This is a genomic window from Methyloceanibacter sp. wino2 (assembly GCF_003071365.1).
Taxonomy (GTDB): Bacteria; Pseudomonadota; Alphaproteobacteria; order Rhizobiales; family Methyloligellaceae; genus Methyloceanibacter.
The window spans coordinates 323,909-345,705 of sequence record NZ_CP028960.1 but is presented as its reverse complement, the minus strand read 5'-3'; the positions used below and the strand labels follow the sequence as shown (position 1 = coordinate 345,705).

The window sequence follows — 21,797 nt, the reverse complement described above, 5'->3', positions numbered from 1 at the left end:
GGCGACAAGCTGATGGCATTCGACGACCTCAAGGCAGAACTCGCGCTGCTGATCAACCAGATGGAAAACCAGCCCGAGGATCGCCACGAGCTCTATGAGCAGGTCCGCGAAAAGCTCAATGAGATGCGCGCCTTCGGCATGCCGCTGCCGGAGGATCTCGTGCGCCTCGAAGAAGAGCTGGAAGCCGAATTCGCCGCCGCGAAGAAGCCGAAAACCAGCTAGGCCGCCGAAGCGGTCCTAGAATTCTCGCTTACGAGTTCTCGTCGATCTGCTCGTAGGTCCCGTCCGCCCAGCGATAGACCGCATAGGGCGGCAGGTTGGGGTCGCCTTTGTCGTCGAACTGGAAATCGCCGATCACCGAGTGGATCGTGCTGTCGTCGAGCGCCTTGACGACGGCCGGGGCATCGGTCGTTCCCGCCTTCTTGGCCGCCTCGGCCCAGGCCTGGATCGCCGCGTAGGTATAGAGCACGTAACCTTCCGGCGAGATGCCCTTCGCTTCAAGCCGCTTGACGACGTCCTCGGCGGCCGGGTTTTTCCGCGGGTCCGGGGAGAAGGTCATGAGCGTGCCTTCGCCGGCCGGTCCGGTGATGGACCAATATTCCTGGGTCACGAGCGCATCGCCGCCCATCAGCACCGTATCCATGTCCTGGTCGCGCATCTGGCGCAGGATGAGCCCCGCCTCGGTGTGGTAGCCGCCGAGGAAGAGCGCATCCACATCGGCCAGCTTGAGCTTGGAGACGAGGGCGGAGTAGTCCTTCTCGCCCGCCGTGATGGATTCCCGGAACACCTCTTTAACACCGTTGGCGTTGAGGGCCTTCTTCACCTCGTTGGCGAGGCCGCGCCCATAGGCTGTCTTGTCGTCGATGATGGCAATGTTCTTGTCGCCGAAATGCTTGGCGAGATAGGCGCCGGCGACTTCGCCTTGTTTGTCGTCGCGGCCGCACACCCGGTAGATGTTCGGCCCCGCGCGCTTGTCCGTCAGGGCCGGGTTCGTGGAGGCGGGAGAGATCATCACGAGATTGCTCTCCGCATAGACGTTCGATGCGGGGATCGACGAGCCGGAGCAGAAATGTCCGGCCACCAGCGCGACGTTGTCGCCGGCCATCTGGTTGGCGATCGCGACGGCCTGCTTCGGGTCGCAGGCATCGTCGCCGACTTCCAGCTTGAGCTTCTTGCCGAGAACCCCGCCAACGGCATTGATATCGGCCACAGCGGTCTCGCCGCCTGTGGTCATCTGTGTGCCGAGCGATGCGTATTGCCCTGTCTGGGGACCGGCGACAGCGACCTTGATGACGTCGGGATCGTCTTCGCCGTTGCAGCCCGTGAGTGCGATCGCGCACACGGCGACGGCGAGCAGTCCAGTCAAACGCATCATGCCGGTCTCCCTTGGATAGTTGGCGTCCCGTAACGTAGTGACAGGTCACGCGGTCGCCAACCCACCCGGTCGCCCATATAGTGGGCTGTCCAGACTATCGATCCTTCCAGGTTAGGGGGCTCGTCCGCTCATAGAGCCAGTGATACTGCGTGACCATCTGCGTCGTGCGCATGGTGCGGAAGCCGAGCAGCCCCGCCGCGACAAGGACCGCATAGGTGACGACGTAGTAGTACGGGGACAGCAGGGTGCCGTCGAACAGCGCGTAATCGAAGAAGCGCACCGCGGCGGCCAATAGCGCCATATAGAAGAACAGCCGCCACAGCGGACGCCAGCCGCGCGCCAGGCCGCGCCCGGCGAGAAAGGCGGCGGCGCCTCCGATGACGAGCGTGAAGAGCACGAAGACGCGCAAGCCGTCGTCGCTGATCCACGGTGCAATCGTCTGGGTTGTCGTGCTCACGATGCGGTCGGCTCCTTGGCCGCTGCGGTGGCACCCTCGAGATACGCGTTGCGCACATCCTCGGAGGCCAGCAAGTCATCGCCCGTGCCCGTCATTGTGATGCGTCCATTGACCATCACGTAGCCGCGGTCCGCCAGCTTGAGCGCGTGATAGGCGTTCTGTTCGACCAGGAACACGGTCAGGCCGTCCGTGTTCAGCTCTTTGATGGCTTCGAAGATCTGCTTCACTACGAGCGGCGCAAGTCCCAGCGAGGGCTCGTCGAGCAGCAGCAACTTGGGGCGCCCCATCAGCGCGCGCGCAATGGCGAGCATCTGCTGCTCGCCGCCCGACAGCGTGCCGCCACGCTGGCTGGCCCGGTCCTTCAGCCGTGGGAAGAGGTCGAACACGCGCGCGGCATCGTCATCGAAGCCGTCGGGCGCGTTGGCGATGATCGCGCCCATCTGCAGGTTCTCCATCACTGTCATGCGCCCGAAGATCCGCCGCCCCTCGGGCGATTGGCAGATGCCGAGCCGGGCGATCTCGTGGGTGGGACGCTGGGTGATGTCCTGACCGTCGAAGACCACGCGCCCATGGGACGCGCGCGGCCGGCCGCAAATGGTCATCATGGTGGTGGACTTGCCCGCGCCGTTCGCGCCGATCAGAGAGACGATCTCGCCGGGGCGGATCTGGATGCTGACATCGTGCAGGACGGGCAGCCTGCCATAGGCTGCCGTCACATCTTCGAGCGCGAGGAGCGGCACGGGTGCGGCGGCGTTCATGTTCGTGCCTCCATCGCGGCGGCGTCCTCGTCCGATACGCCGAGATAAGCCCCGATCACGTGCGGATCGTTGCGAACCTCGGTCGGCGTGCCGTCGGCGATCTTCTTGCCGTAATCGAGCACGATGACGTGGTCCGAGATGCGCATGACAACGCTCATGTCGTGCTCGATGAGGAAGATGGCCGTGCCGTCCTCCTCGCGGATCGATTGGAGCAGCGTGTTGAGCGCTTCGCTCTCTCGGGCGTTGAGGCCCGCCGCCGGTTCGTCGAGGCATAGAAGCCGGGGCCGCGTACACATGGCCCGCGCGATCTCGAGACGACGTTGATCGCCGTAGGGCAGCCCGCCCGCCGCTTCGTCCGCGCGCGACAGAAGTCCGATCCGGTCGAGCCATGACTTGGCGAGATCGATCGCCTCCTGCTGGGTGCGTCCGAACTGGCCGAGGCCGAAAATGGCGCCGAAGGAATAACCGGACGCGCGCGATAGCTCGTTGTGCTGCGCGACCATGAGATTTTCGAGAACCGTCATGCCGGGAAACAGGCGGATGTTCTGAAACGTCCGCGCCACGCGGGCGTCGGCGTTGATCTCGTAATCGGAGAGACGCTCGAGATAGAAGGGTGTTCCATCGTTTGCATCGAGCGTGAGCATGCCTTCGGTCGATTTGTAGAACCCGGTGATGCAGTTGAAGACCGTCGTCTTGCCGGCGCCGTTCGGACCGATCAGGGCTGTGATGTCGGAGCCGCCAACGGAGAACGACACGTCGTCCACGGCGGTGAGGCCGCCGAACCGCATGGTCAGATGCTCCACGTGGAGGAGCGGATCCTCGTCCCAGGGTCTGGCGCCGCCGTTCATCCGCGCCCCTCGCTGACGAGATCGCCCGAGATGGTTTCGCCATTGCCGAGAGAGATCGTGGGCGCACGCGAGGAGACGAGGCCGCGCGGCCGCCACACCATGATGCCCACCATGGCGATGCCGAAGAGAAGCATGCGGTAGAGCGCCGGGTCGAACTCTTCGCCGAAGACGGCTTGGAGTCCCTCGGTATGGCGCAAGGCTTCGAACCCGCCGACCATCACGACAGCGGCGATGGCGACGCCGAGCTGGCTCCCCATGCCGCCGAGTACGACGATGGCCAGGATGATTGCCGACTCGATGAAGGTGAAACTCTCTGGACTGACGAACCCTTGGCGCGTGGCGAAGAAGCAGCCGGCTAGCCCGCCGAACATGGCGCCGGTGGCAAACGCGCTGAGCTTGGTCACGGTCGTGTTGATGCCTAGCGAGCGGCAGGCGATCTCGTCCTCGCGCATGGCTTCCCAGGCGCGGCCGACAGGGAGACGCCGCAAGCGCAACGTCACGAGGTTGGTCGCGAACGCCAGAACCAGAATGAGATAGTAGAGAAAGATGAGGGCGTGCAGACCGTCATAGGGAATGCCGAAAAACTTGTTGAAGGTCATACCCTCGGCGAAGGGCGAGAACGGCAGGCCGAAAAAGGTCGGCTTGGGAATGCCGGCGACGCCGTTCGGGCCGCCCGTTACGTCCGTCCAGTTGAGCAGAACCATACGGACGATCTCGCCGAAGGCCAGGGTGACGATGGCGAGATAGTCGCCGCGCAGGCGCAAGACGGGAAAGCCGAGAATGATGCCCCAGAGTGCCGCCGCAGCCCCCGCAATCGGCAGACAGATCCAGAACCCGAGACCGAAGTGTGTTGCCAGCAGCGCGAACGTGTAGGCGCCCACCGCGTAGAACGCCACGTAGCCCAGGTCGAGCAGCCCCGCGAGCCCCACGACGATGTTCAGCCCCCAGCCGAGCATCACGTAGGTCAGGATAAGGATCGACAGGTCGAACCAATAACGTAAGGGGAGGCCGATCCGGAACATCGACTCGAGCGCGTAGGTCACGATCGGGAAGAACAGGGCGAAGAGGATACCGCCTGCGATGAAGATCTGCGCGTAAGGCAGGTCCGGGAAGCGCTGGACAATGAAGCGCCGCACCAGGCCGAGGCCGACGAAGAGAAGGACGACGGTTCCGAGAAGCTCGTAGGCGGGTTCGCCGACGATGAGGCCCGTCGCGAGCCAACCGGCGCCGAAGACGAGCGCCACGGCCAGCGTCACCCGGTCGCGCCGGTCGAAGGGTTCGGTGTTGAAGAGTTTCGCGAAAGGCGCGGTGAGCGGATACTCGGCCTGCCAGACAAAGAGGTTCAGCGCCAGGCGTCCGAAGAACACGATTGCGACGACCGTCAGCAACAGGGCTGGCCGCGGCTCCAGGGTGAGGCCGGTGGCGTCGTCCACCGTACGCAGACCCAGTACCAGCGAGAACAGGGCGAAGGCGATGATCGCGGCGAGCAGAGAATCGCTCAGTGCCGAGACGAGTTTGCGGTCGCGGGTTTTGCCGGTTTCCGCCAACCTCACACCTTTTCAACCTCGGGCCGCCCAAGCAGACCCGTTGGGAAGAAGATGAGCACGATGGCAAGCATCGAGAATGCCGCCACGTCCTTGTACTCGATGGTGAAGTACGCCGACCAGAACGTCTCGATCAGCCCGATGATGAGGCCGCCCAGCATCGCGCCCGGGATCGAGCCGATGCCGCCGAACACCGCGGCGGTGAATGCCTTGATGCCGACGATGAAGCCGATGAAGAAATCGATGACGCCGTAATAAAGGAGGTAGAGCATGCCGGCGACGGCGGCGAGGCCGGCCCCGAGCACGAAGGTCAGCGAGATCGTGCGGTCCACATTCACGCCGGACAGCGCGGCCATCAGCCTGTCCTGCTCACAAGCCCGCTGCGACCGGCCGAGTGCTGTCCGATTGATGAGGAGCCAGAACCCAGTCATGACCAGAATTGTGGTTACGACGATCAGGATCTGAATGTTCGAGACGATGACCGTGAACGAGCCTTGGCTGTACAGTTCGTAGCCGCCGGTGATCACGGGCTGCAGCGGCTTCACCCGCGCGCCCTGCGCAATCTGGATGAAGTTCTGCAGCACGATCGACATGCCGATGGCCGTGATCAGCGGGGCGAGGCGGAAGGAATCGCGTAACGGCCGGTAGGCCACGCGTTCAACGGTCCAGCCCCACACCGCGGTCAGTCCGATCGCGATGATGAGCACCAGAAGCAGTGCGAGCGGGATCGCGGTGACGCCGATGGCGGTGAGAGCGAGAAACGCGATCAAGGCGATGAAGGCACCGACCATGAAAATGTCGCCGTGGGCGAAATTGATCATGCCGATGATGCCGTAGACCATCGTATAGCCGATGGCGATGAGGCCGTAGATCGACCCCAGCGTGACGCCATTGATGAGCTGCTGCAGGAAATAAGCCATGGATGCCTGCTGCGCCTTCCCCCGTTTGGCTGTGCAGACTCATAACGAGGACACGCGAGCGCCGCACCGTCGGGCCACCGGCGAGCGGCAATCAGGCCCGCGCGCCAAAACCGCGTCTTTTTTAGCAAGAAGGGCGCGTCCTGTGCATGCCCAAATTCAGAGCAAAAGGTGGGAGCCGTCGCAGAATGGCGGGTCGCCCGTGTCCTTGCAGCCACAGAGCAGCGCCGTTTCCGTGCGTTCCGCCGTGAACATCAGCGGCTCAATCCCCGTGCCCTGGTGGGACCCGTCGCAAAACGGCTGTTTCTTGCTGCGCCCGCAGGCACACCACGCGTAGCGTTTGCCCTCTTCGAGCTCAACTTGATAGGGGTTGAGCTGTGGGCGTTCCGGCTCGTCGGTCATTCAGTTTTCCCAGCTTTGTTGTCTAACCAGTAGCCGCGTCCTGCTTAGCCAATTCGGCCTGGAGTGACAAGGAAGGGCTCCCGCCGCGCGTTAACAGGCCCTTGGTTTCTTGGCCTCTAGTCTGCCGTGAATCAGCGGCGCCGGCGAAATGCGGCAGGGAAACGAATTTTTGGAAGACCCCTTGAGTCGAAAGCCTATCCGCATCATAGAGGTCATGAAGCTGCGTCCGGCCTGCTTTCGTTCGACTCTCACGCGGATACGAAAGAGGCGGGACCGCGCAGCATCGCAGCGGGGGCATTGTGATTCTGGAGGCCGTCTGTGGCTGAACTGATCTTTGCTCTTCTCGCGCTGGCGCTGTTTTTCGCGCTGGCGATGAACCGTGCTTCCTTCCGGACCTGGGCGATCGCCACCGCGATCTACACGCTGGCACTTCAGATCGCCTTCGGATTTCCCGTTTGGTCCTTCGCGGGCTGGCTGGTGGCGGGGCTGCTCTATGCGGCCAGCTTGCCGGGCATCAAGCGCACCTACATCACCACGCCGGTGTTTCGCGCGTTGAAGGGCGCGATGCCCTCGATTTCCGAGACCGAGCGGGAAGCGCTCGAAGCCGGCACGACCGGCTGGGATGCGGAACTCTTCAGCGGACGCCCGGACTTTTCCAGATTGCGCCGCGTGGCGCCGATCACGCTCACGGACGAGGAGCAGGCCTTCCTCGACGGTCCCACCGAGGAGCTGTGCCGGAAGATCGACGATTGGCGCATCCGGCACGAGCTTCACGACATTCCCGACGACATCTGGCAGTTCGTCCGCGACAACGGCTTCCTCGGCATGCTCATTTCCAAGGAGCATGGCGGGCTCGGCTTCTCGGCGCAGGCCCAGTCGCTCGTGCTTGGCAAAATCTCGACCAAGAGCCCGGACGTTTGCATCATCGTGATGGTGCCTAACTCACTCGGGCCAGGCGAACTGATCGAAAACTACGGGACGGCCCAGCAGCAGGCGCATTATCTGCCGCGGTTGGCGAAGGGCCTCGAGATTCCCTGCTTTGCGCTCACGGGTCCCTTCTCCGGGTCGGACGCGGCCTCCATGCGCGACGTCGGCGTGGTCACCAAGGGCATGCATGGCGGTATCGAGACGCTCGGCATTAAGCTCACCTGGGACAAGCGCTACATCACGCTCGCGCCCAAGGCGACGCTGCTGGGTCTCGCCTTCCGCCTTCAGGATCCGGACAACCATCTGGGGCAGGGCGAGGAGGTCGGCATCACGTTAGCGCTAATTCCGACCGATCACCCCGGCGTCGAGACCGGCCGCCGCCATTTGCCGTCAGGAGCCGCTTTCCCCAATGGTCCCACGCGTGGCCGCGATGTCTTCATCCCGATGGACTGGATCATTGGTGGTCCCGACCGTGCCGGCCAGGGCTGGCGCATGCTGATGAGCTGTCTTGCGGCGGGGCGTGCCGTGTCCCTGCCGGCGACGGGTGCCGCCGCGGCCAAGGCCGTCGCGCGCCACAGCACGGCCTATGCCCGCGTGCGCAAACAGTTCGGACTGCCCATCGGTTACATGGAAGGCGTCGAGGAGCCGCTCGCCCGCATCGTCGAGAACGCTTATGGGCTGGAAGCGGCGCGCGCGGTCACGTGCTCCATGGTGTCCGCCGGCGAAAAGCCAGCCGTGATCTCCGCGCTGCTGAAATATCTGTCGACCGCGCGCATGCGTGAATCGGTGAACGATGCGCTCGACATTCATGGCGGGCGCGGCATTTGCGATGGACCGTCGAATTATCTGCAGGCCGCCTATCAGATGGTGCCCGTGGGCATCACGGTGGAGGGCGCCAATATCCTGACGCGCTCGCTCATCGTGTTTGCGCAGGGCGCGCTGCGCAGTCATCCCTATTTGTTGCCCGAGATCGAGGCGCTGAGCGACGAGGACCGCGCCCAAGGGATCGAGCGCTTCGAGACGGTGTTCGACGATCATCGCGCGTTTCTCTTGTCCAACGCCACCGGCGCGCTGTTTCACAATGTGACCTTCGGCGCCTTCGCGGCCGCGCCGCTCGATGCCGGCGACATGAAACACTGGTGGAAGCAGTTGTCGCGCGCTTCGCGGTCGTTCGCGCTCGTTGCCGACGTGACCGTCGCGCTTCTGGGCGGCGGCCTGAAGACGAAGCAGAAAATCACCGGCCGCATGGCCGACGCGCTGGCCGAACTCTATCTGCTTTCGTCGATCCTCAAGCGCTATCAGGACGATGGACGCCAATGGGCCGACCGCAAGCTCGTGGACTATTGCGCGCAGAATTGCCTCGCGCGCTTCGACGCGGCCCTGCGCGGCGTGCTCGACAACTTCCCTATCCGCTCGGCCGCCTGGATCATGGGGCCGCTCGTGTTGCCTTTCGGCGTGCGGCGCGGCGCGAGCGACAAGGACGGCAAGGCGCTCGTGCGTCAGGCGCTGGAGCCGGGCGCGTTCCGCGACCGTCTCACCCGGTACATCTATGTTCCGGGCAATACGGACGATGCCCTGGGGCTTCTCGAAGCCGCATTTGAAAAGACCGTCGCCAACGAGGAGGCGGAGAAGAAACTGGAGCGCGCGATCCGCAAGGGCGAGGTCCAACGCTTCCACGATCGCGACTGGATCAAGCAAGCCGAGGAGAAGGGTGTTTTGACATCCGACGAAGCCCGCGAGCTCGCAGAACTGCGCGACCTGGTCGCCCGCGTGATCGCCGTCGACGACTTCGCGCCCGACGAGATCGCTCGCAAACCACAGCCGGGCCAGAGCGGCCCGGCCCCCAATCAGCACATCGCCGCCGAGTAGAATTGCACCTATGCCAATCACCATTGCCGACTTGAAAGACTGGACGTTCACGGTCGACTACGAGCGCATCGCCTGGGCGGTCGCCGACCGCGAAGGCGAGAGCATGAACGCGCTCGGGCGCCGTCCCACCGAGGAGCTGGAGAAGATCGTCTCGGCGGTCGAGGGTGCCGAGGCCGGAGAGATCAAAGGCCTTGTGCTGATCAGCGCGAAGGATACGAGCTTCATTGCCGGCGCCGACATCAACGAGTTCGACGCCTACGACACCGAAGACAAGATCAAGGATGCGGTGACGCAGACGCTTGCGCTGTTCGACCGGATCGAGAAGCTCCCCGTTCCGGTCGTGGCGGCAATCCACGGCTACTGCCTCGGCGGCGGGCTGGAACTGGCGCTCGCCTGCCATTGGCGCATCGCCGACCGCGAGGAGGGGACCCGCCTCGGCTTCCCCGAAGTCAAGCTCGGCATCTTTCCCGGCCTGAACGGGACCGTGCGCGCTATTCGCTCGGCAGGGCCGCTCGACGGTATGACCGCCATGCTCACGGCCAAGATGCTGCGCCCCACGGCGGCGCGTGCCATGGGCCTCGTCGATCAGCTCGTTCCCACACGGCACAATCTGCGCTGGGCCGCGCGCAAGGCCGTCCTGAAGAAGCTGCGCTCCAAGGGCGCGCCGTGGTGGAAGAAGGTCATGGCGAAGCAGCCGGTGCGCGGGTTCCTCGCCAAGCAAATGCGTGAGAAAACGGCTGCGAAGGTCCGCGAGGAGCATTACCCGGCTCCGTTCCGGCTGATCGATTTGTTTGAGACGTGCGGCGACGATCCCGAAGCCATGCGTTTGGCGGAAACGGAGATGTTCGCGCCGCTCATGGTGAGCGACACGTCCCGCAATCTGCGGCGCTGTTTCAAGCTCTCCGAGATGCTCAAGGGCTCGGCGCCCAAAAGCTCAGCCAAAGAGGACGCGTTCAAGCCGCGCAAAGTTCACGTCATCGGCGCGGGCACCATGGGCGGCGATATCGCTGCTTGGTGCGTGGCTTGCGGCATGCAGGCCAGTCTCCAGGACCTCGACGAAGCCCAAATCGACAAGGCGCTGTCGCGGGCCAAGAAGCTGTTCAAGAAGCGCGTGCGCGGGAAGACGGCCTTCGACTCCGCCGTGGCGCGCTTGATCGCGGACCCGGAAGGCAGGCACATCAAGCATGCGGACGTGATCATCGAGGCGGTCGCCGAGAAACTCGAGGTAAAGCAGAACTTGTTTGCCGACCTGGAAGGCAAAGCAAAACCTGGCGCGGTACTCGCGACCAATACGTCGTCGCTGAAGCTCGAAGAGATCGCCGCGCCGTTGAAGGATCCCGGCCGGTTGGTCGGCATTCACTTCTTCAATCCGGTCGCCCAACTGCCGCTCGTTGAGGTCGTGCGTGGCGATTCCACGCGCGAAGAGGAGATTGGCAAGGCTTGCGCTTTCGTGACCGCGATCAACAAGCTGCCGCTTATCGTCAAGAGTTGCCCCGGCTTCCTCGTGAACCGCGTTCTCGCGCCCTACATGATGGAAGCCGTCCGGCTCTATCAGGAAGGCCAGCCGCGCGAGAAGATCGATCAAGCCGCGCTGAAATTCGGCATGCCCATGGGGCCGATGGAGCTCATGGACATGGTCGGCCTCGATATCTGCAACAAGGTCGGCGAGGAACTGTCGCTCGCGCCGGAAGGCGAGGGCTCGCAGGACAACGTGCTCGCCAGCCTCGTCAAGCAAGGCAAGCTCGGCAAGAAGACCGGCCGCGGCTTCTACCAATGGGAAGACGGCAAGCCGAAACGCGAGCCGATGGATTTCTCGGACACGGAGCTTACCCGTTTGGGTGAGAAGCTCATGGCGCCGCTTCTGGCCGAGGCGGCCCGCGCGGAAGCCGAAGGCGTGGTTGCCGACGCCGATCATGTGGACGCCGGCGTGATCTTCGGAACGGGCTTTGCGCCGTTCCGGGGCGGCCCGCTGCACTACGCCAAAACGAAGAATGCCGCCGCTGACAAGGAAGCGGCATGACGCTCACAGGACCCGCCCGGTCCCGGAAGGAATGTGCATGACGAATACGACTCTACGTCGCGTTGCGGTGCTTGGCGGGGTTAGAACGCCGTTCTGCCGGTCGCACACGGCGTATGCGGAACTTTCCAACCTCGACATGCTGACGACGGCTCTCGCGGGCCTCGCCGAGCGCTTCTCCCTAGAGGGCATGCATATCGACGAGGTGGTCGGCGGCGCCGTGGTCACGCACGCGAAGGATTGGAACCTGGCGCGCGAAGCGGTGATCGGCAGCCCCTTGGCCGCAACGACACCCGGCATCACCATGATGCAGGCCTGCGGCACGAGCCTTCAGGGCGCGCTGGGCATCGCGGCCAAGATCGCGACGGGTCAGATCGAGTGCGGCATCGCCATGGGCTCGGACACGACGAGCGATGCGCCCATCGTCGTCCAGAAGAAGCTCGCCAAGCGCCTTATCGAGGCCTCCCGGGCCAAGAGCTGGGGCCAGCGCCTCGCAGCCTTCAAAGGCATGAGCCCGGCTGAACTCGCTCCGGTGCCGCCGGACACGCGCGAGCCGCGCACCGGCCTCGGCATGGGCGAGCATTGCGAGCTGATGGCCAAGGAGTGGGGCATTTCCCGCGAAGATCAGGATTTGCTGGCTTATGAGAGCCATAAAAAGGCCGCTGCCGCCTACGACGACGGCTTCATGGACGATCTCGTCGTGCCCTGCGCCGGCGTTTTCCGGGACAACAACATCCGCCCGGATATCTCGCTCGAGAAAATGGCCGAACTGAAGCCGGCGTTCGACAAGCAGAATGGGACGATTACTGCCGCGAATTCGACACCGTTAACCGATGGGGCTTCCACGGTGCTGCTGGCGAGCGAAGAATGGGCGGATTCCAAGGGAATTCCGGTTCAGGCCTATTTAACTTTGGGTCGTACTTCTGCCGTAGACTATGTCGAAGGTGAGGGGCTCTTGATGGCGCCGACCGTTGCTGTTAGCGATCTATTGCAGCAGGCGGGCTTGGCCCTTCAAGACTTTGACTATTACGAGGTGCACGAAGCGTTTGCTGCGCAGGTACTTGCGACGTTGAAGGCATGGGAGTCCGAAGAATATTGCCGGGTCCGGCTGGGGCGTGACGCGCCGCTGGGGCCCATCGACAGGTCCAAGCTGAATATCGAGGGCTCGTCGATTGCGATCGGCCACCCTTTTGCTGCCACGGGCGCCCGAATCCTGGCAGTTTTAGCCAAACTCCTTCATAATAGGGGTGGCAAAAGAGGTTTGATTTCAGTGTGTACCGCTGGCGGAATGGGTGTCGCCGCGATCCTCGAAGGGGTCGGAACATCCAACGCAGCGGATGCGGGTTTGAACGAGAGCGCCGAATAATAGGTGCTCCACCGCCGGATCGAGTGCCGGGTCCAACGAGACCCGTCGGGGACAGGGAGTAATTGAGACACTGCCGAGGCGCGGTCCGCGACCGCGCCTGACCCATGACGGAGGTTCTTATGCGGCACAAAGTTTACTCTGCGGTGATCGGCATGGCGCTTGCGGCCGTGCTCGTTCCGGCGAGCGCCACCACCGCACAGGCTGGCGATCCCACGGGCTATTGGCGCAAGGCCGACCAAGGCAAATATCCCGCGAAGATGCAGCTGTATTACTGCGGCGGGCGCTCCATCTGCGTGAAGATCGCCTGGCTGCAAAATCCCCGCGACAGCAAGGGCCGCGTCTTGCAAGACGTGCGCAACGTGAACCCGTCCTTACGCGGGCGCACCATCGAAGGCATGCACATTATCCGCGGCATGAAGCAGGTGAGCGCCAGTCAGTGGAAGGGCACGGTCTACAATCCTGAGGACGGCAAGACCTATTCGGCGTCCGTCACGCTCGCATCGTCGTCGAAGATCGTCCTCAAAGGTTGTGTCGCCGCGTTCCTTTGCCGCGAGCAGGTGTGGCTGCGGACATCCGCGCCGCCGCCGCCTGAAGAAGAGAAGAAGCCCGAGCCTCAGGTCGAGGCATCGGCAACACCGGCTCCTGCGCCTGCTGCGCCTGCGGCAGCCGCCCCGGCGCCCAAAGCCGCGACAGCCTCCGCGGCATCGACCGGGCTGGCAATTGACAATGTTGCCAGCACCGAGATGCAGACGCCGGCGGCGCCGCAGGGCGGGGCGCCCGGACTGAGCTACCTCAAGGGCGAAAAGGCCAATCAGCACCCTGCGGGCTACACGGGAGAGAGCGTGTCGAGCATGTTCTCGATGGCGTCCCCGGTCGTCCCCAGCGGCGCGCAGACCGCGGCGCAGCCCGCGCCGGCTCCCAGACCGGCAGCTCCCGCAGCGCCGGCGCAAGCTGCCGCCACGCCCCAACCGGCGCCCGCACCCGCGTCGCGCCAAGCCTCGATCCAGTCCGAACCGGTCCAGCCCGAGTCAGGTCCGCCGGAAGCAGCCGCATCGGATGCGGAGTCCGCAGTACCTGAGGAATCTGCCGAGGCTGCTGCCGACACGTTCGACCAGCGGCTGAGTTGGCGCGAACGGCGCCAGATGCGCCGTCAGAAGCGCCTCAAGGAACTGCAGCAGCAGGGGCAGAACCTCATTCCCTGGATGCGCCAGTAGCCGGCCCGGTCTCTCAATCCGGATATAGCAAGAGCCCTCGCCTGGGGGCATGAGCGCTGCTGCGCTTAAGCGCCTGTTTCGGCGCGGAGCGCTTTCTTGGACAGCTTGCCGATCATTGTCTTGGGCAGTTCGTCGCGGAACTCGATCGCGACGGGCAGTTCGAGCTTTGACAGCTTCGGCCGCAAGAACGTCATGAGGTCGACGGCGGTCTCGGTTCTACCGTCGTGCAGGCGCACATAGGCCTTCGGCGCTTCACCTCGATAGGAGTCCGGGATGCCGACGACGCAGCATTCGGCCACGGCCGGATGCTCATGAAGCGCGTCTTCGATGCGGCGCGGATAGACCTTGAAGCCGGCTGTGTTGATCATGTCCTTGATGCGGTCGACGATGAAGATGAAGCCGTCCTCGTCCATGTAGCCGACGTCCCCGGTCCGGAAATACTTGCCGACAAAGACCGCCGCCGTCTCGTCCGCCTTGTTCCAGTACCCGCTCATCACTTGCGGTCCCGCGATGCAGATTTCGCCCGGCTCTCCCATCGGCATTTCTTGTTCGGGGTTCTCGAGCGACCGGATTGTGATCTCCGTCCGGGGCAGCGGCAGCCCGATCGAGCCGTCCTTGTGCCCGTCGAACGGATTGCAGGTCGCCACGGGCGATGTCTCGCTAAGCCCGTAGCCCTCCACCAACCACCCGCCAATGAACTTCTCGAAGCCCTTCTTGACGTGCATCGGCAGGGCCGCGCCGCCGGAGATGCAGAATTGCAGTGACGAGAGGTCGAACCTGTCGATATGGCGATGGTGGAGCAGGGCTTGGAACAGGGTAGGGACGCCCGGCATGACCGTGGGCCGCAACTTGCCGATGAGCTTCAAGGTTCGGCCCAGCTCGAATTTCGGCATGAGGACGATTTCCATGCCGTTGGCGACTCCGAATGTCATGACCGTCGTCATGGCGAATACGTGGAACAGAGGCAGCACCCCGAGAATCCGGTCCACCACCTCAGGCGGCCGTTGGCCCCACAATCGAACCTGCGCCGTGTTGATGAAGATATTGGCGTGACTGAGCATGGCGCCTTTGGGGGTGCCCGTGGTGCCGCCCGTATATTGGAGAACCGCCACGGCCTCCGGCTTGATCGTGGGCCGGACGAAGCGGCCGTTATTGGCGAGAAGATCGCGTTCGCGCACGATCTTGCGCCGCTGGCGCGACAGACCGACTTTCGCGCGCCGGACTTTGCGCGTCATCATCAGCCCGATCTGTTTCAGCGTCGGCAGGAGAGAGGCGAAATCGGCGACCACGGCCCGCCCGAGGGTTCCGTCTGCGAGGAGCGGTTCGATCTTCTTGAACAGAAGATGGAGGTCGAGCGTCACCATGATTTCGGTGCCGCTGTCCCGGATCTGGAAGGCGAGCTCCTCGACGCTGTACAGCGGGTTGAAATTGACGACGGTGCCGCCCGCTTTGAGGATGCCGAAAAAGTAGATGAGATAGGTCGGTGAGTTCGGAAGCAGCAGCCCGACCCGGACGCCCTCCCGTACCCCGAGCGCCGCCAGGCCCTTGGCCGCACGGTCAGAGAGGGCCCCGATCTCCTCGTAGGTCAGGGTCTTGCCTTCGAAGTAGGTGCACATTCGCGAGCCGTGACGCTCGACCGCCTCGTCGAGGAGGCTGTGGACGAGGCCGGGCTTGAACTCGGCCGTCCAGGACAATCCAGGAGGATAGGATCTCAGCCAGGGCCGGTCCCGGGCGTCTGGTGCGGCCTGCTGTGCCGCTGGATTTGCCTTAACGGCCATTTGTGTGACAGGTGTCTGCCTTGAATTTGCGTTGCGATTCGGATGCTTAGCGGCGCCGCGCAATGCGCTGGGGAGGCAATTCGCCGCAAGCCCCGATTCATCTAGTATTGTAACACGGGGGTTGGCAAAGCGCGTGCGGACAGGCATATGACGCCCACAGAATATGCTGAAACGAAGGCAGGGGCAGGCGCAAAAACGCCCATTTTGTTAGCGATTAGAGCGTATAGTATCGGACATCGAGCGAGCATGGCGCGGCTAGACTCGGCCAGTTTTTAAGTCTATTCCAATGCCTGACTTGCCCTCGAACTCGCTATGTTTTAGCCAGGGAACATTATATACGGACCCCTCAACGGGGCAGGGAGATTGATATGGACGAGGTGGCCACCAAGATCATTGAGATTCTGCGGAAGAATATGAAGGATCCCTCCAAGGAGGTTACGCTCGAGACGCCTCTGAGCGACCTGGAGATTGAATCCCTCGATCTGGCAGTGATCGTCTTTGATATTGAGGATACCTTCGGAATCGAAATTCCCTATAATGCGAACGAAGAAGTCGAAGCGTTCGCGACGGTCGGCTCGGTTGTCGATCGCGTGAAGGGAATTATCGCAGAGTCGAAGGCCTCGGGCGCAGCAGCTTAGACCAGCCCAACCGCTCGGGAGCTTTCCGGGGTATCGGCCAGGCTTGGAGTTACGGCTTAGCACTACATGACACACTCTAACGGACGCAGGCGCGTCGTGGTCACAGGCCAGGGCGTCGTCACGCCTTTGGGCACGGGCGTTGAGAAGTTCTGGTCTGGATTGAAGGCTGGCTCTTGCGGCATTCGCGAGGTTCAGAGCTTCGAGACCGACGAGCTTTACATCACCATTGCCGGCGAAGTCCCTGATTTCGACCCTCGAGAGCGCGAGCTGAGCAAGCAGCTCCTGATGGCGGACAAGTATTCGCAATATGCGGGCTGTGCCGCGCGCGAGGCTGTTGCGCAGTCGGGGCTCGAAACGCCCATCAGCGACGAAGACGCCTATCGTACGGCCTGCATCATCGGGTCCGGTGTCGGCGGCCTGACCACGCTCGAATTCTCCTACAAGATGCTCTTCAAGGAGAACAAGCGCGCGACCCATCCGCTGACCCTTCTGAAGGCGATCGGCTCGTCCGCCTCGGCGCATGTGAGCATCGAGTACGGCATCAAGGGCCCGACCTTTGGCGTCGTCAGCGCCTGTTCCACCGCGACCCATTCGATCGGCGTCGTCTACCAGATGATTCGCAGCGGCCTGATCGACACCGGCGTCGCCGGCGCCGCCGAAGCGTCACTCAACTGGGGCGCCACCCGTGCTTGGCAGGCCATGCGCGTGCTGAGCCCCGACGGACTGTTTCCCTTTTCCAAGGCGCGCAACGGCACCGTTCTCGCCGAAGGTTCGGGCATCCTGGTGCTCGAAGAATACGAGAAGGCGAAGGCGCGCGGCGCACCGATCCTGGCCGAGCTCATGGGCTTCGGCATGACGGCGGACGCTGCGGACATGGTGAACCCTTCCATTGACGGCGCCTCGACGGCCATGAAGATCGCGCTGGACGATGCGCAGCTCGCGCCGTCCGACATCGACTACGTCAACGCCCACGGCACGGCCACGGCGGTGAACGACGTCAACGAAACCCGTGCGATCAAGCACGTGTTCGGCAACGCAGCCAACAACCTCTCCATCTCGTCCACGAAGTCCATGCACGGGCACACGCTCGGCGCATGCGGCGGCATCGAGGCGGCGGCGTCCATCAAGGCGCTCGAGGAGAACTTCGTGCCGCCGACGATCGGCCTCACGGAGACGGACCCGGAGTGCGATCTGGACTACACGCCCAACGAAGGCAAGAAGCGCGACATCAACTACGTGATGTCCAACTCGTTCGCCTTCGGCGGCCTGAACGCCGTGCTCGTGTTCGGTCCGAGCCCGGCTTAGCGTCGACCACTTCAACGCAGAATAGCTAGTTACCCAGCCACGCGAGGGCGTGCTTGAGAAAAGCGTGCCCGTTTTGGCGTTGCCATTCGCCGTGCGCCATGATCACGCGCTCTGCGGGCCAGCCGAGGAGTTTGTCGCGCGCGGCGCGGGCGGGCTTCCGGTCGGTGAAGGACAGACGCCATTCGCGCGGCGCCCCCGGTTTCTTCAGCGTGATGCCGTCCAGCGCGGCCATCGGCCGCTGCCACCACGACCAGTGCTCCAGCAAGAAGTCCTCGCTGAAGGCTTCGATGAGGTCGGCGAGGATCACGGTCTGTGACGGCCGGTGGAAGAAGACGACTTCGTCCATGGCGAACGAGCCTCGGAACCAGGCCTGAATGATATCCGGCTTCCACGCGTCGGGCGGCGTGTCGTCCAAGGGCGCCTGAAACGGCAACTCCGGAAAGCGTTTGATGGTGGAGGCCGGTCCCCACAGTGCGGCATCCGGATAGGCCGCGTGCCATTGCGGCAAATAGAGGTGATGGATCTTGTTGGGGCTCACCAGATGGGCGACCCGCCCCAGCGCATCCACCTCGGCCCTAAGATCCTCGTCCAGCTTGACCGGCGACCAGACCCACAGATCGCCATTGTCGAACCGCGCGATCACCATGCGCGTGGGATAGGGGAAGCTGTAGAAGTCGACGATCGGCCCTTCGGCCAGCCACAGATTGTCGCCGACGGGGTCAAGCATCGTCAGATCAATCCCAGCCCGCGGAAACTCGTGTGTCCTTGCTTGCCGACGATGATGTGGTCGTGGATGACGACGCCGAGAGGCTTCGCGGCGGCGATGATCTGCTTGGTCATCTCGATATCGGCGCGGGAGGGGGTGGGGTCTCCGCTCGGGTGATTGTGGACGAGCACGATGGCAGTGGCGGAAAGCTCCAGTGCCCGCTTCACCACCTCGCGCACATAGACGGGCGTGTGATCCACGGTGCCTTCCTGCTGGATTTCGTCGGCGATGATCTGGTTGCGCTTGTCGAGAAACAGAATGCGGAACTGCTCCTTCGCCTCGAAGCCCATGGCCGCGCGGCAGTAATCCAGCACCCCTTGCCACGACGACAGCACGGGCCGCTCCAGGACTTCGCCGCGCATGAGCCGCAAGGCGGCGGCCCGCACGAGCTTGATCTCCGTCACGGCCGCGTCCCCGAGACCCGGCACTTCGAGCAACAGGTCCTCAGGTGCGTTCATGGCCTCGGCGAAGGTGCCAAAGCGGGCAAGAATGGCCTTGGCCAAGGGTTTCGTGTCCCGGCGCGGCATGGCCCGGAACAGCACCAGCTCGAGCAGTTCGTAGTCGGGGAGGGACTGCGCGCCGCCTTCGCGGAAGCGCTTTCGCAGCCGTTCGCGATGGCCGAGGTAGTGGGCTTGGCGGCCTCGTGGAACCCAGTGCCCTCTGAGGCCGCTTGGCCGGCTGAGCCAGCCGTATCGTCAGAGCTCAGTTTTTCCTTCGAGCTCATTGGTGTGGAGTCCCGGTTGGTCGGCTCTCCGAGCGGCTCACGCTCTAGGCGCGCACAGGTGGACGATCGAGTCCGGCCGACGACAGGGTGAAAATCTCGCACCCCGTGTCCGTCACGCCGATCGTGTGCTCGTATTGCGCGGACAGCGAGCGGTCGCGTGTCACGGCGGTCCAACCGTCGGAGAGGATCTTCACGTGCGGCTTGCCGAGATTGATCATGGGCTCGATCGTGAAGAGCATACCGGGCTTGAGCGGCAGGCCTTCGCCGGGCTCGCCGTAGTGAAGAATGTTCGGCCGGTCGTGGAAGACCTGGCCAAGGCCGTGGCCGCAGAAGTCACGCACCACGCCGCAACGCTCGCCTTCCGCATAGGCCTGGATGGCGTGGCCGATATCGCCGGTCGTCGCGCCCGGCTTGACCGCCTCGATGCCGAGCATCAGAGACTTGTGGGTCACCTCGAGCAGGCGCTCGGCGGCGCGGGAGATCGCGCCGACCGGATACATGCGGCTGGAATCGCCATGCCAGCCGTCGACGATGAGGGTGACATCGATATTCACGATATCGCCTTCCTTGAGCGCACGCGGGCCCGGAATGCCGTGGCAAACGACGTGATTCACGGAGGTGCAGATGGATTTCGGGAAGCCGCGATAGTTCAACGGGGCCGGCGTTGCGCTATGAGACGTGGCGAAGTCGAACACCAGATCGTCGAGGAATTCGGTGGTCACCCCGGGCTCGACGTGTTCGACGAGCATATCGAGGGCTTCAGCCACGAGCTGGCCCGCCTTCGCCATGCCGGCAAATGCTTCGGGACCATGCAGCTTGATTCTGTTGTCGCGCGTCTGGGCGCGGGCGATTTCTAGTTCGGACATAGGACCGGATTATAGGGAGCGTTAGCCATACAGCTAGTGCGAATTCGCCTGAGGTTCAAGACGAGGCGGTCGCGCGGGCCCGCGTTCGGACCTGAATGGGCCGTGGGAGGCCGAGACCCTCCAAAGAAACGCTGGATGCCACGGCCAGGGCCTCAACCCCGGCTGCCACCGCTGTCTGGAAGGTGGCCGCATAGGCAGGGTCGATATCGTCGGCCAGCGCGAAGGCCTCCGCATCGCCCCGTTGGACGAAATAGACCATGACGGCGCGCGCCCCGGCCGCCACCATGCCGGAGAGTTCGCCTAAGTGCTTGGTGCCCCGCGCCGTCACCGAATCCGGGAATTCGGCCAATCCGGCCTCCCGCATCAAGTGGACGTTCTTGATCTCCACATAGCAGGGCGGGCGGGTGTCATCCTCAAGCAGGATGTCGATCCGGCTGCCAGTGCCATAGCGGACCTCGCGGCGGATGGAGGCATAGCCGGACAGCTCCGGAATGAGACCCCGTTCGATGGCGGCGGCCACCGCGCCATTGGGGCTGGACGTATTGATGCCGACCAGTGCCGGGCCTCGGCCGAGATCGACCTCGATCAACTCCCAAGAGAAGGCCAGTTTCCGCTTCGGGTTGTTCGATTTCGACAGCCAGACACGCGAGCCGGGCTCCGCGAGCCCCAGCATGGAGCCGGGATTGGCGCAGTGGGCCGTGACCGTCTCTCCGGTGAGGAGCTCAATATCGGACAGGAAGCGCTTGTAGCGCCTGATCAGCCGGCCCTCGACGAGCCCAGATGGAAACCGCATGAGCATGGGGAAACCTAGAAAGGCCGCCCCGAGGCGGCAAGCGTCCTATCGGTGCTGTCCCCACTAGACACGTGCCCGAACTTCCCCTTCACTCCCGGCCATGAGCGAGGAGACGCACACCCCCGAGACGGTCACGGCCGCGCTGATCGTGATCGGCGAGGAAATCCTGTCGGGGCGCACGATCGATACCAACACCCCCTATATCGCCGCCCAACTCGGCAGAGCCGGGATTGCCCTGCGCGAAGTCCGGGTCGTGGCGGATATCGAAGCCGAAATCGCCGACGCCGTGAACGCCTTGCGGCAGCGATACTCCTATGTGTTCACGACAGGTGGGATCGGTCCTACCCACGACGACGTGACCACGGACGCGATCGGCCTGGCCTTCAATGTTCCGGTCGCTATCAATGACGAGGCGGTCGAAGCTATGCGCCTGCAATACCGTCCTGAAGACCTGACGCCGACACGCCTGAGAATGGCGCGCATTCCCGAAGGCGCGGCACTCATCCACAATGCGGTTTCCCGCGCGCCCGGCTATATGATCGAGAACGTTATCGTCATGGCCGGCATTCCGGCCGTGATGCAGGTCATGCTGGACGAGGTCTTTCCGCGCCTCGCCAAGGGACGCTCGCTAAAGGCGTGCGCGGTACGGGTGAACGCAGCGGAGAGTGACGTGGCGACACCGCTTGCAGCACTCCAAGCAGCCTATGCCGACGTGCAGATGGGCTCCTATCCCTTCGTCGAACACCGGCGCTACGGCACCTATCTCGTACTTCGTTCCGTGGACGACCAAAGGCTCGGCGAAGCCCTCGAAGCCCTTTGGGGCATTATCGGCGAACACGGTTTTACGGCCAGCCAAGTCGAAGAATCTTAACGCCGGCCGGCCAGGCGGTACATTTCGAATCAGTTTGGCTCCTGAACCCCTGGTTTCAAAGCTGTGGAAATTTTTCGCGCTTGAGGCCGTCCAAAGAGCAGGCCGGGCCATTTTTTGACACGCGGCCCTAAGCGATTCGGACTGGCGTGGTCGCCGGGAAGTCCGACGTCTGCTCTTTTCCAGGACGGTTCTCTCCGGAACGAGCAGCGCAATTTGCCGGCCGGGCGCGCGCGGACATATGAGGCAAGCTTCAATATGCAACGTATACGGAGCAGCGTACTCTTCGCAGGCAACGATGCGCCGATGCAAACAGTGGCGCCGCCAGCCCGCGACGAGGGAGGGCTTGCTGCCGGGTGCGCCGT

Annotated in this window: 20 protein-coding genes; 8 read left to right on the top strand and 12 right to left on the bottom strand. The window is 63.6% G+C overall.

The window, feature by feature from the left end; all coding sequences use genetic code 11:
• The first annotated feature begins 12 nt into the window (after nucleotides 1-12).
• Nucleotides 13-222, top strand: coding sequence for a hypothetical protein (locus tag DCY11_RS01655; protein ID WP_069445501.1), 210 nt, complete (start codon nucleotides 13-15; stop codon nucleotides 220-222).
• Nucleotides 223-250: 28 nt separating this feature from the next.
• On the opposite strand, the gene DCY11_RS01650 is transcribed toward DCY11_RS01655, so the two are convergent.
• From DCY11_RS01650 to DCY11_RS01620, 7 genes are all read right to left on the bottom strand, one after another.
• The gene (locus DCY11_RS01650; RefSeq protein ID WP_208430492.1) at nucleotides 251-1,375 is read right to left on the bottom strand and encodes a branched-chain amino acid ABC transporter substrate-binding protein; all 1,125 of its coding nucleotides are present in this window, start codon (nucleotides 1,373-1,375) and stop codon (nucleotides 251-253) included.
• 94 nt (nucleotides 1,376-1,469) lie between these two features.
• Entirely contained in the window at nucleotides 1,470-1,832 is a 363-nt protein-coding gene (locus DCY11_RS01645) for a DUF6867 family protein (protein ID WP_245409421.1), read from the bottom strand.
• Nucleotides 1,829-2,590, bottom strand: coding sequence for an ABC transporter ATP-binding protein (locus DCY11_RS01640; RefSeq protein ID WP_108680911.1), 762 nt, complete (start codon nucleotides 2,588-2,590; stop codon nucleotides 1,829-1,831). The genes DCY11_RS01645 and DCY11_RS01640 overlap by 4 nt, the downstream gene beginning before the upstream one ends.
• Nucleotides 2,587-3,438: an ABC transporter ATP-binding protein gene (locus DCY11_RS01635; RefSeq protein WP_108680909.1), complete on the bottom strand. Its 852-nt coding sequence runs from the start codon at nucleotides 3,436-3,438 to the stop codon at nucleotides 2,587-2,589. Before DCY11_RS01635 ends, DCY11_RS01640 begins: the two co-directional genes overlap by 4 nt.
• Nucleotides 3,435-4,985: a high-affinity branched-chain amino acid ABC transporter permease LivM gene (gene livM / locus DCY11_RS01630; protein ID WP_159079726.1), complete on the bottom strand. Its 1,551-nt coding sequence runs from the start codon at nucleotides 4,983-4,985 to the stop codon at nucleotides 3,435-3,437. The genes DCY11_RS01635 and livM overlap by 4 nt, the downstream gene beginning before the upstream one ends.
• 2 nt (nucleotides 4,986-4,987) lie before the next feature.
• Nucleotides 4,988-5,902, bottom strand: a complete 915-nt coding sequence (locus DCY11_RS01625; RefSeq protein ID WP_108680905.1) for a branched-chain amino acid ABC transporter permease LivH — start codon at nucleotides 5,900-5,902, stop codon at nucleotides 4,988-4,990.
• A 156-nt stretch (nucleotides 5,903-6,058) separates the two neighbouring features.
• The gene (locus DCY11_RS01620; RefSeq protein WP_108680903.1) at nucleotides 6,059-6,301 is read right to left on the bottom strand and encodes a CDGSH iron-sulfur domain-containing protein; all 243 of its coding nucleotides are present in this window, start codon (nucleotides 6,299-6,301) and stop codon (nucleotides 6,059-6,061) included.
• A gap of 318 nt (nucleotides 6,302-6,619) precedes the next feature.
• On the opposite strand from DCY11_RS01620, the gene DCY11_RS01615 reads away from it, so the two are divergent.
• From DCY11_RS01615 to DCY11_RS15375, 4 genes are all read left to right on the top strand, one after another.
• Complete coding sequence (locus tag DCY11_RS01615) at nucleotides 6,620-9,097, top strand: acyl-CoA dehydrogenase (protein WP_108680901.1); 2,478 nt, start codon at nucleotides 6,620-6,622, stop codon at nucleotides 9,095-9,097.
• Between the two features lie 10 nt (nucleotides 9,098-9,107).
• Nucleotides 9,108-11,117: a 3-hydroxyacyl-CoA dehydrogenase NAD-binding domain-containing protein gene (locus DCY11_RS01610; protein WP_108680899.1), complete on the top strand. Its 2,010-nt coding sequence runs from the start codon at nucleotides 9,108-9,110 to the stop codon at nucleotides 11,115-11,117.
• A 37-nt stretch (nucleotides 11,118-11,154) separates the two neighbouring features.
• Nucleotides 11,155-12,480 carry an acetyl-CoA C-acetyltransferase gene (locus DCY11_RS01605; protein ID WP_108683628.1) on the top strand — a complete coding sequence of 442 codons (1,326 nt, stop codon included), beginning with the start codon at nucleotides 11,155-11,157 and terminating at the stop codon, nucleotides 12,478-12,480.
• Between the two features lie 119 nt (nucleotides 12,481-12,599).
• Complete coding sequence (locus DCY11_RS15375; RefSeq protein ID WP_159079725.1) at nucleotides 12,600-13,694, top strand: DUF2147 domain-containing protein; 1,095 nt, start codon at nucleotides 12,600-12,602, stop codon at nucleotides 13,692-13,694.
• Nucleotides 13,695-13,759: 65 nt separating this feature from the next.
• Here the strand turns inward: DCY11_RS15375 and DCY11_RS01590 are convergent, their stop codons facing one another.
• Nucleotides 13,760-15,472, bottom strand: coding sequence for a long-chain fatty acid--CoA ligase (locus tag DCY11_RS01590; protein WP_108680895.1), 1,713 nt, complete (start codon nucleotides 15,470-15,472; stop codon nucleotides 13,760-13,762).
• Between the two features lie 368 nt (nucleotides 15,473-15,840).
• On the opposite strand from DCY11_RS01590, the gene DCY11_RS01585 reads away from it, so the two are divergent.
• Together DCY11_RS01585 and DCY11_RS01580 are read left to right on the top strand one after the other, a co-directional pair.
• The gene (locus DCY11_RS01585; RefSeq protein WP_045366578.1) at nucleotides 15,841-16,110 is read left to right on the top strand and encodes an acyl carrier protein; all 270 of its coding nucleotides are present in this window, start codon (nucleotides 15,841-15,843) and stop codon (nucleotides 16,108-16,110) included.
• Between the two features lie 66 nt (nucleotides 16,111-16,176).
• Nucleotides 16,177-17,415, top strand: a complete 1,239-nt coding sequence (locus DCY11_RS01580) for a beta-ketoacyl synthase (protein ID WP_108680893.1) — start codon at nucleotides 16,177-16,179, stop codon at nucleotides 17,413-17,415.
• A gap of 25 nt (nucleotides 17,416-17,440) precedes the next feature.
• Here the strand turns inward: DCY11_RS01580 and DCY11_RS01575 are convergent, their stop codons facing one another.
• From DCY11_RS01575 to sfsA, 4 genes are all read right to left on the bottom strand, one after another.
• The gene (locus DCY11_RS01575; protein ID WP_108680891.1) at nucleotides 17,441-18,142 is read right to left on the bottom strand and encodes a DUF4336 domain-containing protein; all 702 of its coding nucleotides are present in this window, start codon (nucleotides 18,140-18,142) and stop codon (nucleotides 17,441-17,443) included.
• Nucleotides 18,143-18,144: 2 nt separating this feature from the next.
• Nucleotides 18,145-18,786, bottom strand: coding sequence for a DNA repair protein RadC (gene radC / locus DCY11_RS01570; protein ID WP_108680889.1), 642 nt, complete (start codon nucleotides 18,784-18,786; stop codon nucleotides 18,145-18,147).
• Nucleotides 18,787-18,949: 163 nt separating this feature from the next.
• Nucleotides 18,950-19,771 carry a type I methionyl aminopeptidase gene (gene map / locus DCY11_RS01565; protein WP_108680887.1) on the bottom strand — a complete coding sequence of 274 codons (822 nt, stop codon included), beginning with the start codon at nucleotides 19,769-19,771 and terminating at the stop codon, nucleotides 18,950-18,952.
• A 55-nt stretch (nucleotides 19,772-19,826) separates the two neighbouring features.
• Nucleotides 19,827-20,564 carry a DNA/RNA nuclease SfsA gene (gene sfsA / locus DCY11_RS01560; RefSeq protein ID WP_108683627.1) on the bottom strand — a complete coding sequence of 246 codons (738 nt, stop codon included), beginning with the start codon at nucleotides 20,562-20,564 and terminating at the stop codon, nucleotides 19,827-19,829.
• A 100-nt stretch (nucleotides 20,565-20,664) separates the two neighbouring features.
• On the opposite strand from sfsA, the gene DCY11_RS01555 reads away from it, so the two are divergent.
• Nucleotides 20,665-21,435, top strand: coding sequence for a molybdopterin-binding protein (locus DCY11_RS01555; protein WP_108680885.1), 771 nt, complete (start codon nucleotides 20,665-20,667; stop codon nucleotides 21,433-21,435).
• Nucleotides 21,436-21,797 lie beyond the last annotated feature (362 nt).

What these genes read in the sequence shown, in the direction of transcription:
- DCY11_RS15375 (WP_159079725.1), top strand. Translation starts at nt 12,600, where the DNA reads ATGCGGCACAAAGTTTACTCTGCGGTGATCGGCATGGCGCTTGCGGCC.
- DCY11_RS01575 (WP_108680891.1), bottom strand. Translation starts at nt 18,142, where the DNA reads ATGCTTGACCCCGTCGGCGACAATCTGTGGCTGGCCGAAGGGCCGATC.
- sfsA (WP_108683627.1), bottom strand. Translation starts at nt 20,564, where the DNA reads ATGCGGTTTCCATCTGGGCTCGTCGAGGGCCGGCTGATCAGGCGCTAC.
- DCY11_RS01555 (WP_108680885.1), top strand. Translation starts at nt 20,665, where the DNA reads ATGAGCGAGGAGACGCACACCCCCGAGACGGTCACGGCCGCGCTGATC.
- DCY11_RS01605 (WP_108683628.1), top strand. Translation starts at nt 11,155, where the DNA reads ATGACGAATACGACTCTACGTCGCGTTGCGGTGCTTGGCGGGGTTAGA.
- DCY11_RS01580 (WP_108680893.1), top strand. Translation starts at nt 16,177, where the DNA reads ATGACACACTCTAACGGACGCAGGCGCGTCGTGGTCACAGGCCAGGGC.
- map (WP_108680887.1), bottom strand. Translation starts at nt 19,771, where the DNA reads ATGTCCGAACTAGAAATCGCCCGCGCCCAGACGCGCGACAACAGAATC.
- DCY11_RS01585 (WP_045366578.1), top strand. Translation starts at nt 15,841, where the DNA reads ATGGACGAGGTGGCCACCAAGATCATTGAGATTCTGCGGAAGAATATG.
- DCY11_RS01610 (WP_108680899.1), top strand. Translation starts at nt 9,108, where the DNA reads ATGCCAATCACCATTGCCGACTTGAAAGACTGGACGTTCACGGTCGAC.
- DCY11_RS01620 (WP_108680903.1), bottom strand. Translation starts at nt 6,301, where the DNA reads ATGACCGACGAGCCGGAACGCCCACAGCTCAACCCCTATCAAGTTGAG.
- DCY11_RS01625 (WP_108680905.1), bottom strand. Translation starts at nt 5,902, where the DNA reads ATGGCTTATTTCCTGCAGCAGCTCATCAATGGCGTCACGCTGGGGTCG.
- DCY11_RS01650 (WP_208430492.1), bottom strand. Translation starts at nt 1,375, where the DNA reads ATGATGCGTTTGACTGGACTGCTCGCCGTCGCCGTGTGCGCGATCGCA.
- DCY11_RS01640 (WP_108680911.1), bottom strand. Translation starts at nt 2,590, where the DNA reads ATGAACGCCGCCGCACCCGTGCCGCTCCTCGCGCTCGAAGATGTGACG.
- DCY11_RS01590 (WP_108680895.1), bottom strand. Translation starts at nt 15,472, where the DNA reads ATGGCCGTTAAGGCAAATCCAGCGGCACAGCAGGCCGCACCAGACGCC.
- DCY11_RS01635 (WP_108680909.1), bottom strand. Translation starts at nt 3,438, where the DNA reads ATGAACGGCGGCGCCAGACCCTGGGACGAGGATCCGCTCCTCCACGTG.
- DCY11_RS01655 (WP_069445501.1), top strand. Translation starts at nt 13, where the DNA reads ATGGCATTCGACGACCTCAAGGCAGAACTCGCGCTGCTGATCAACCAG.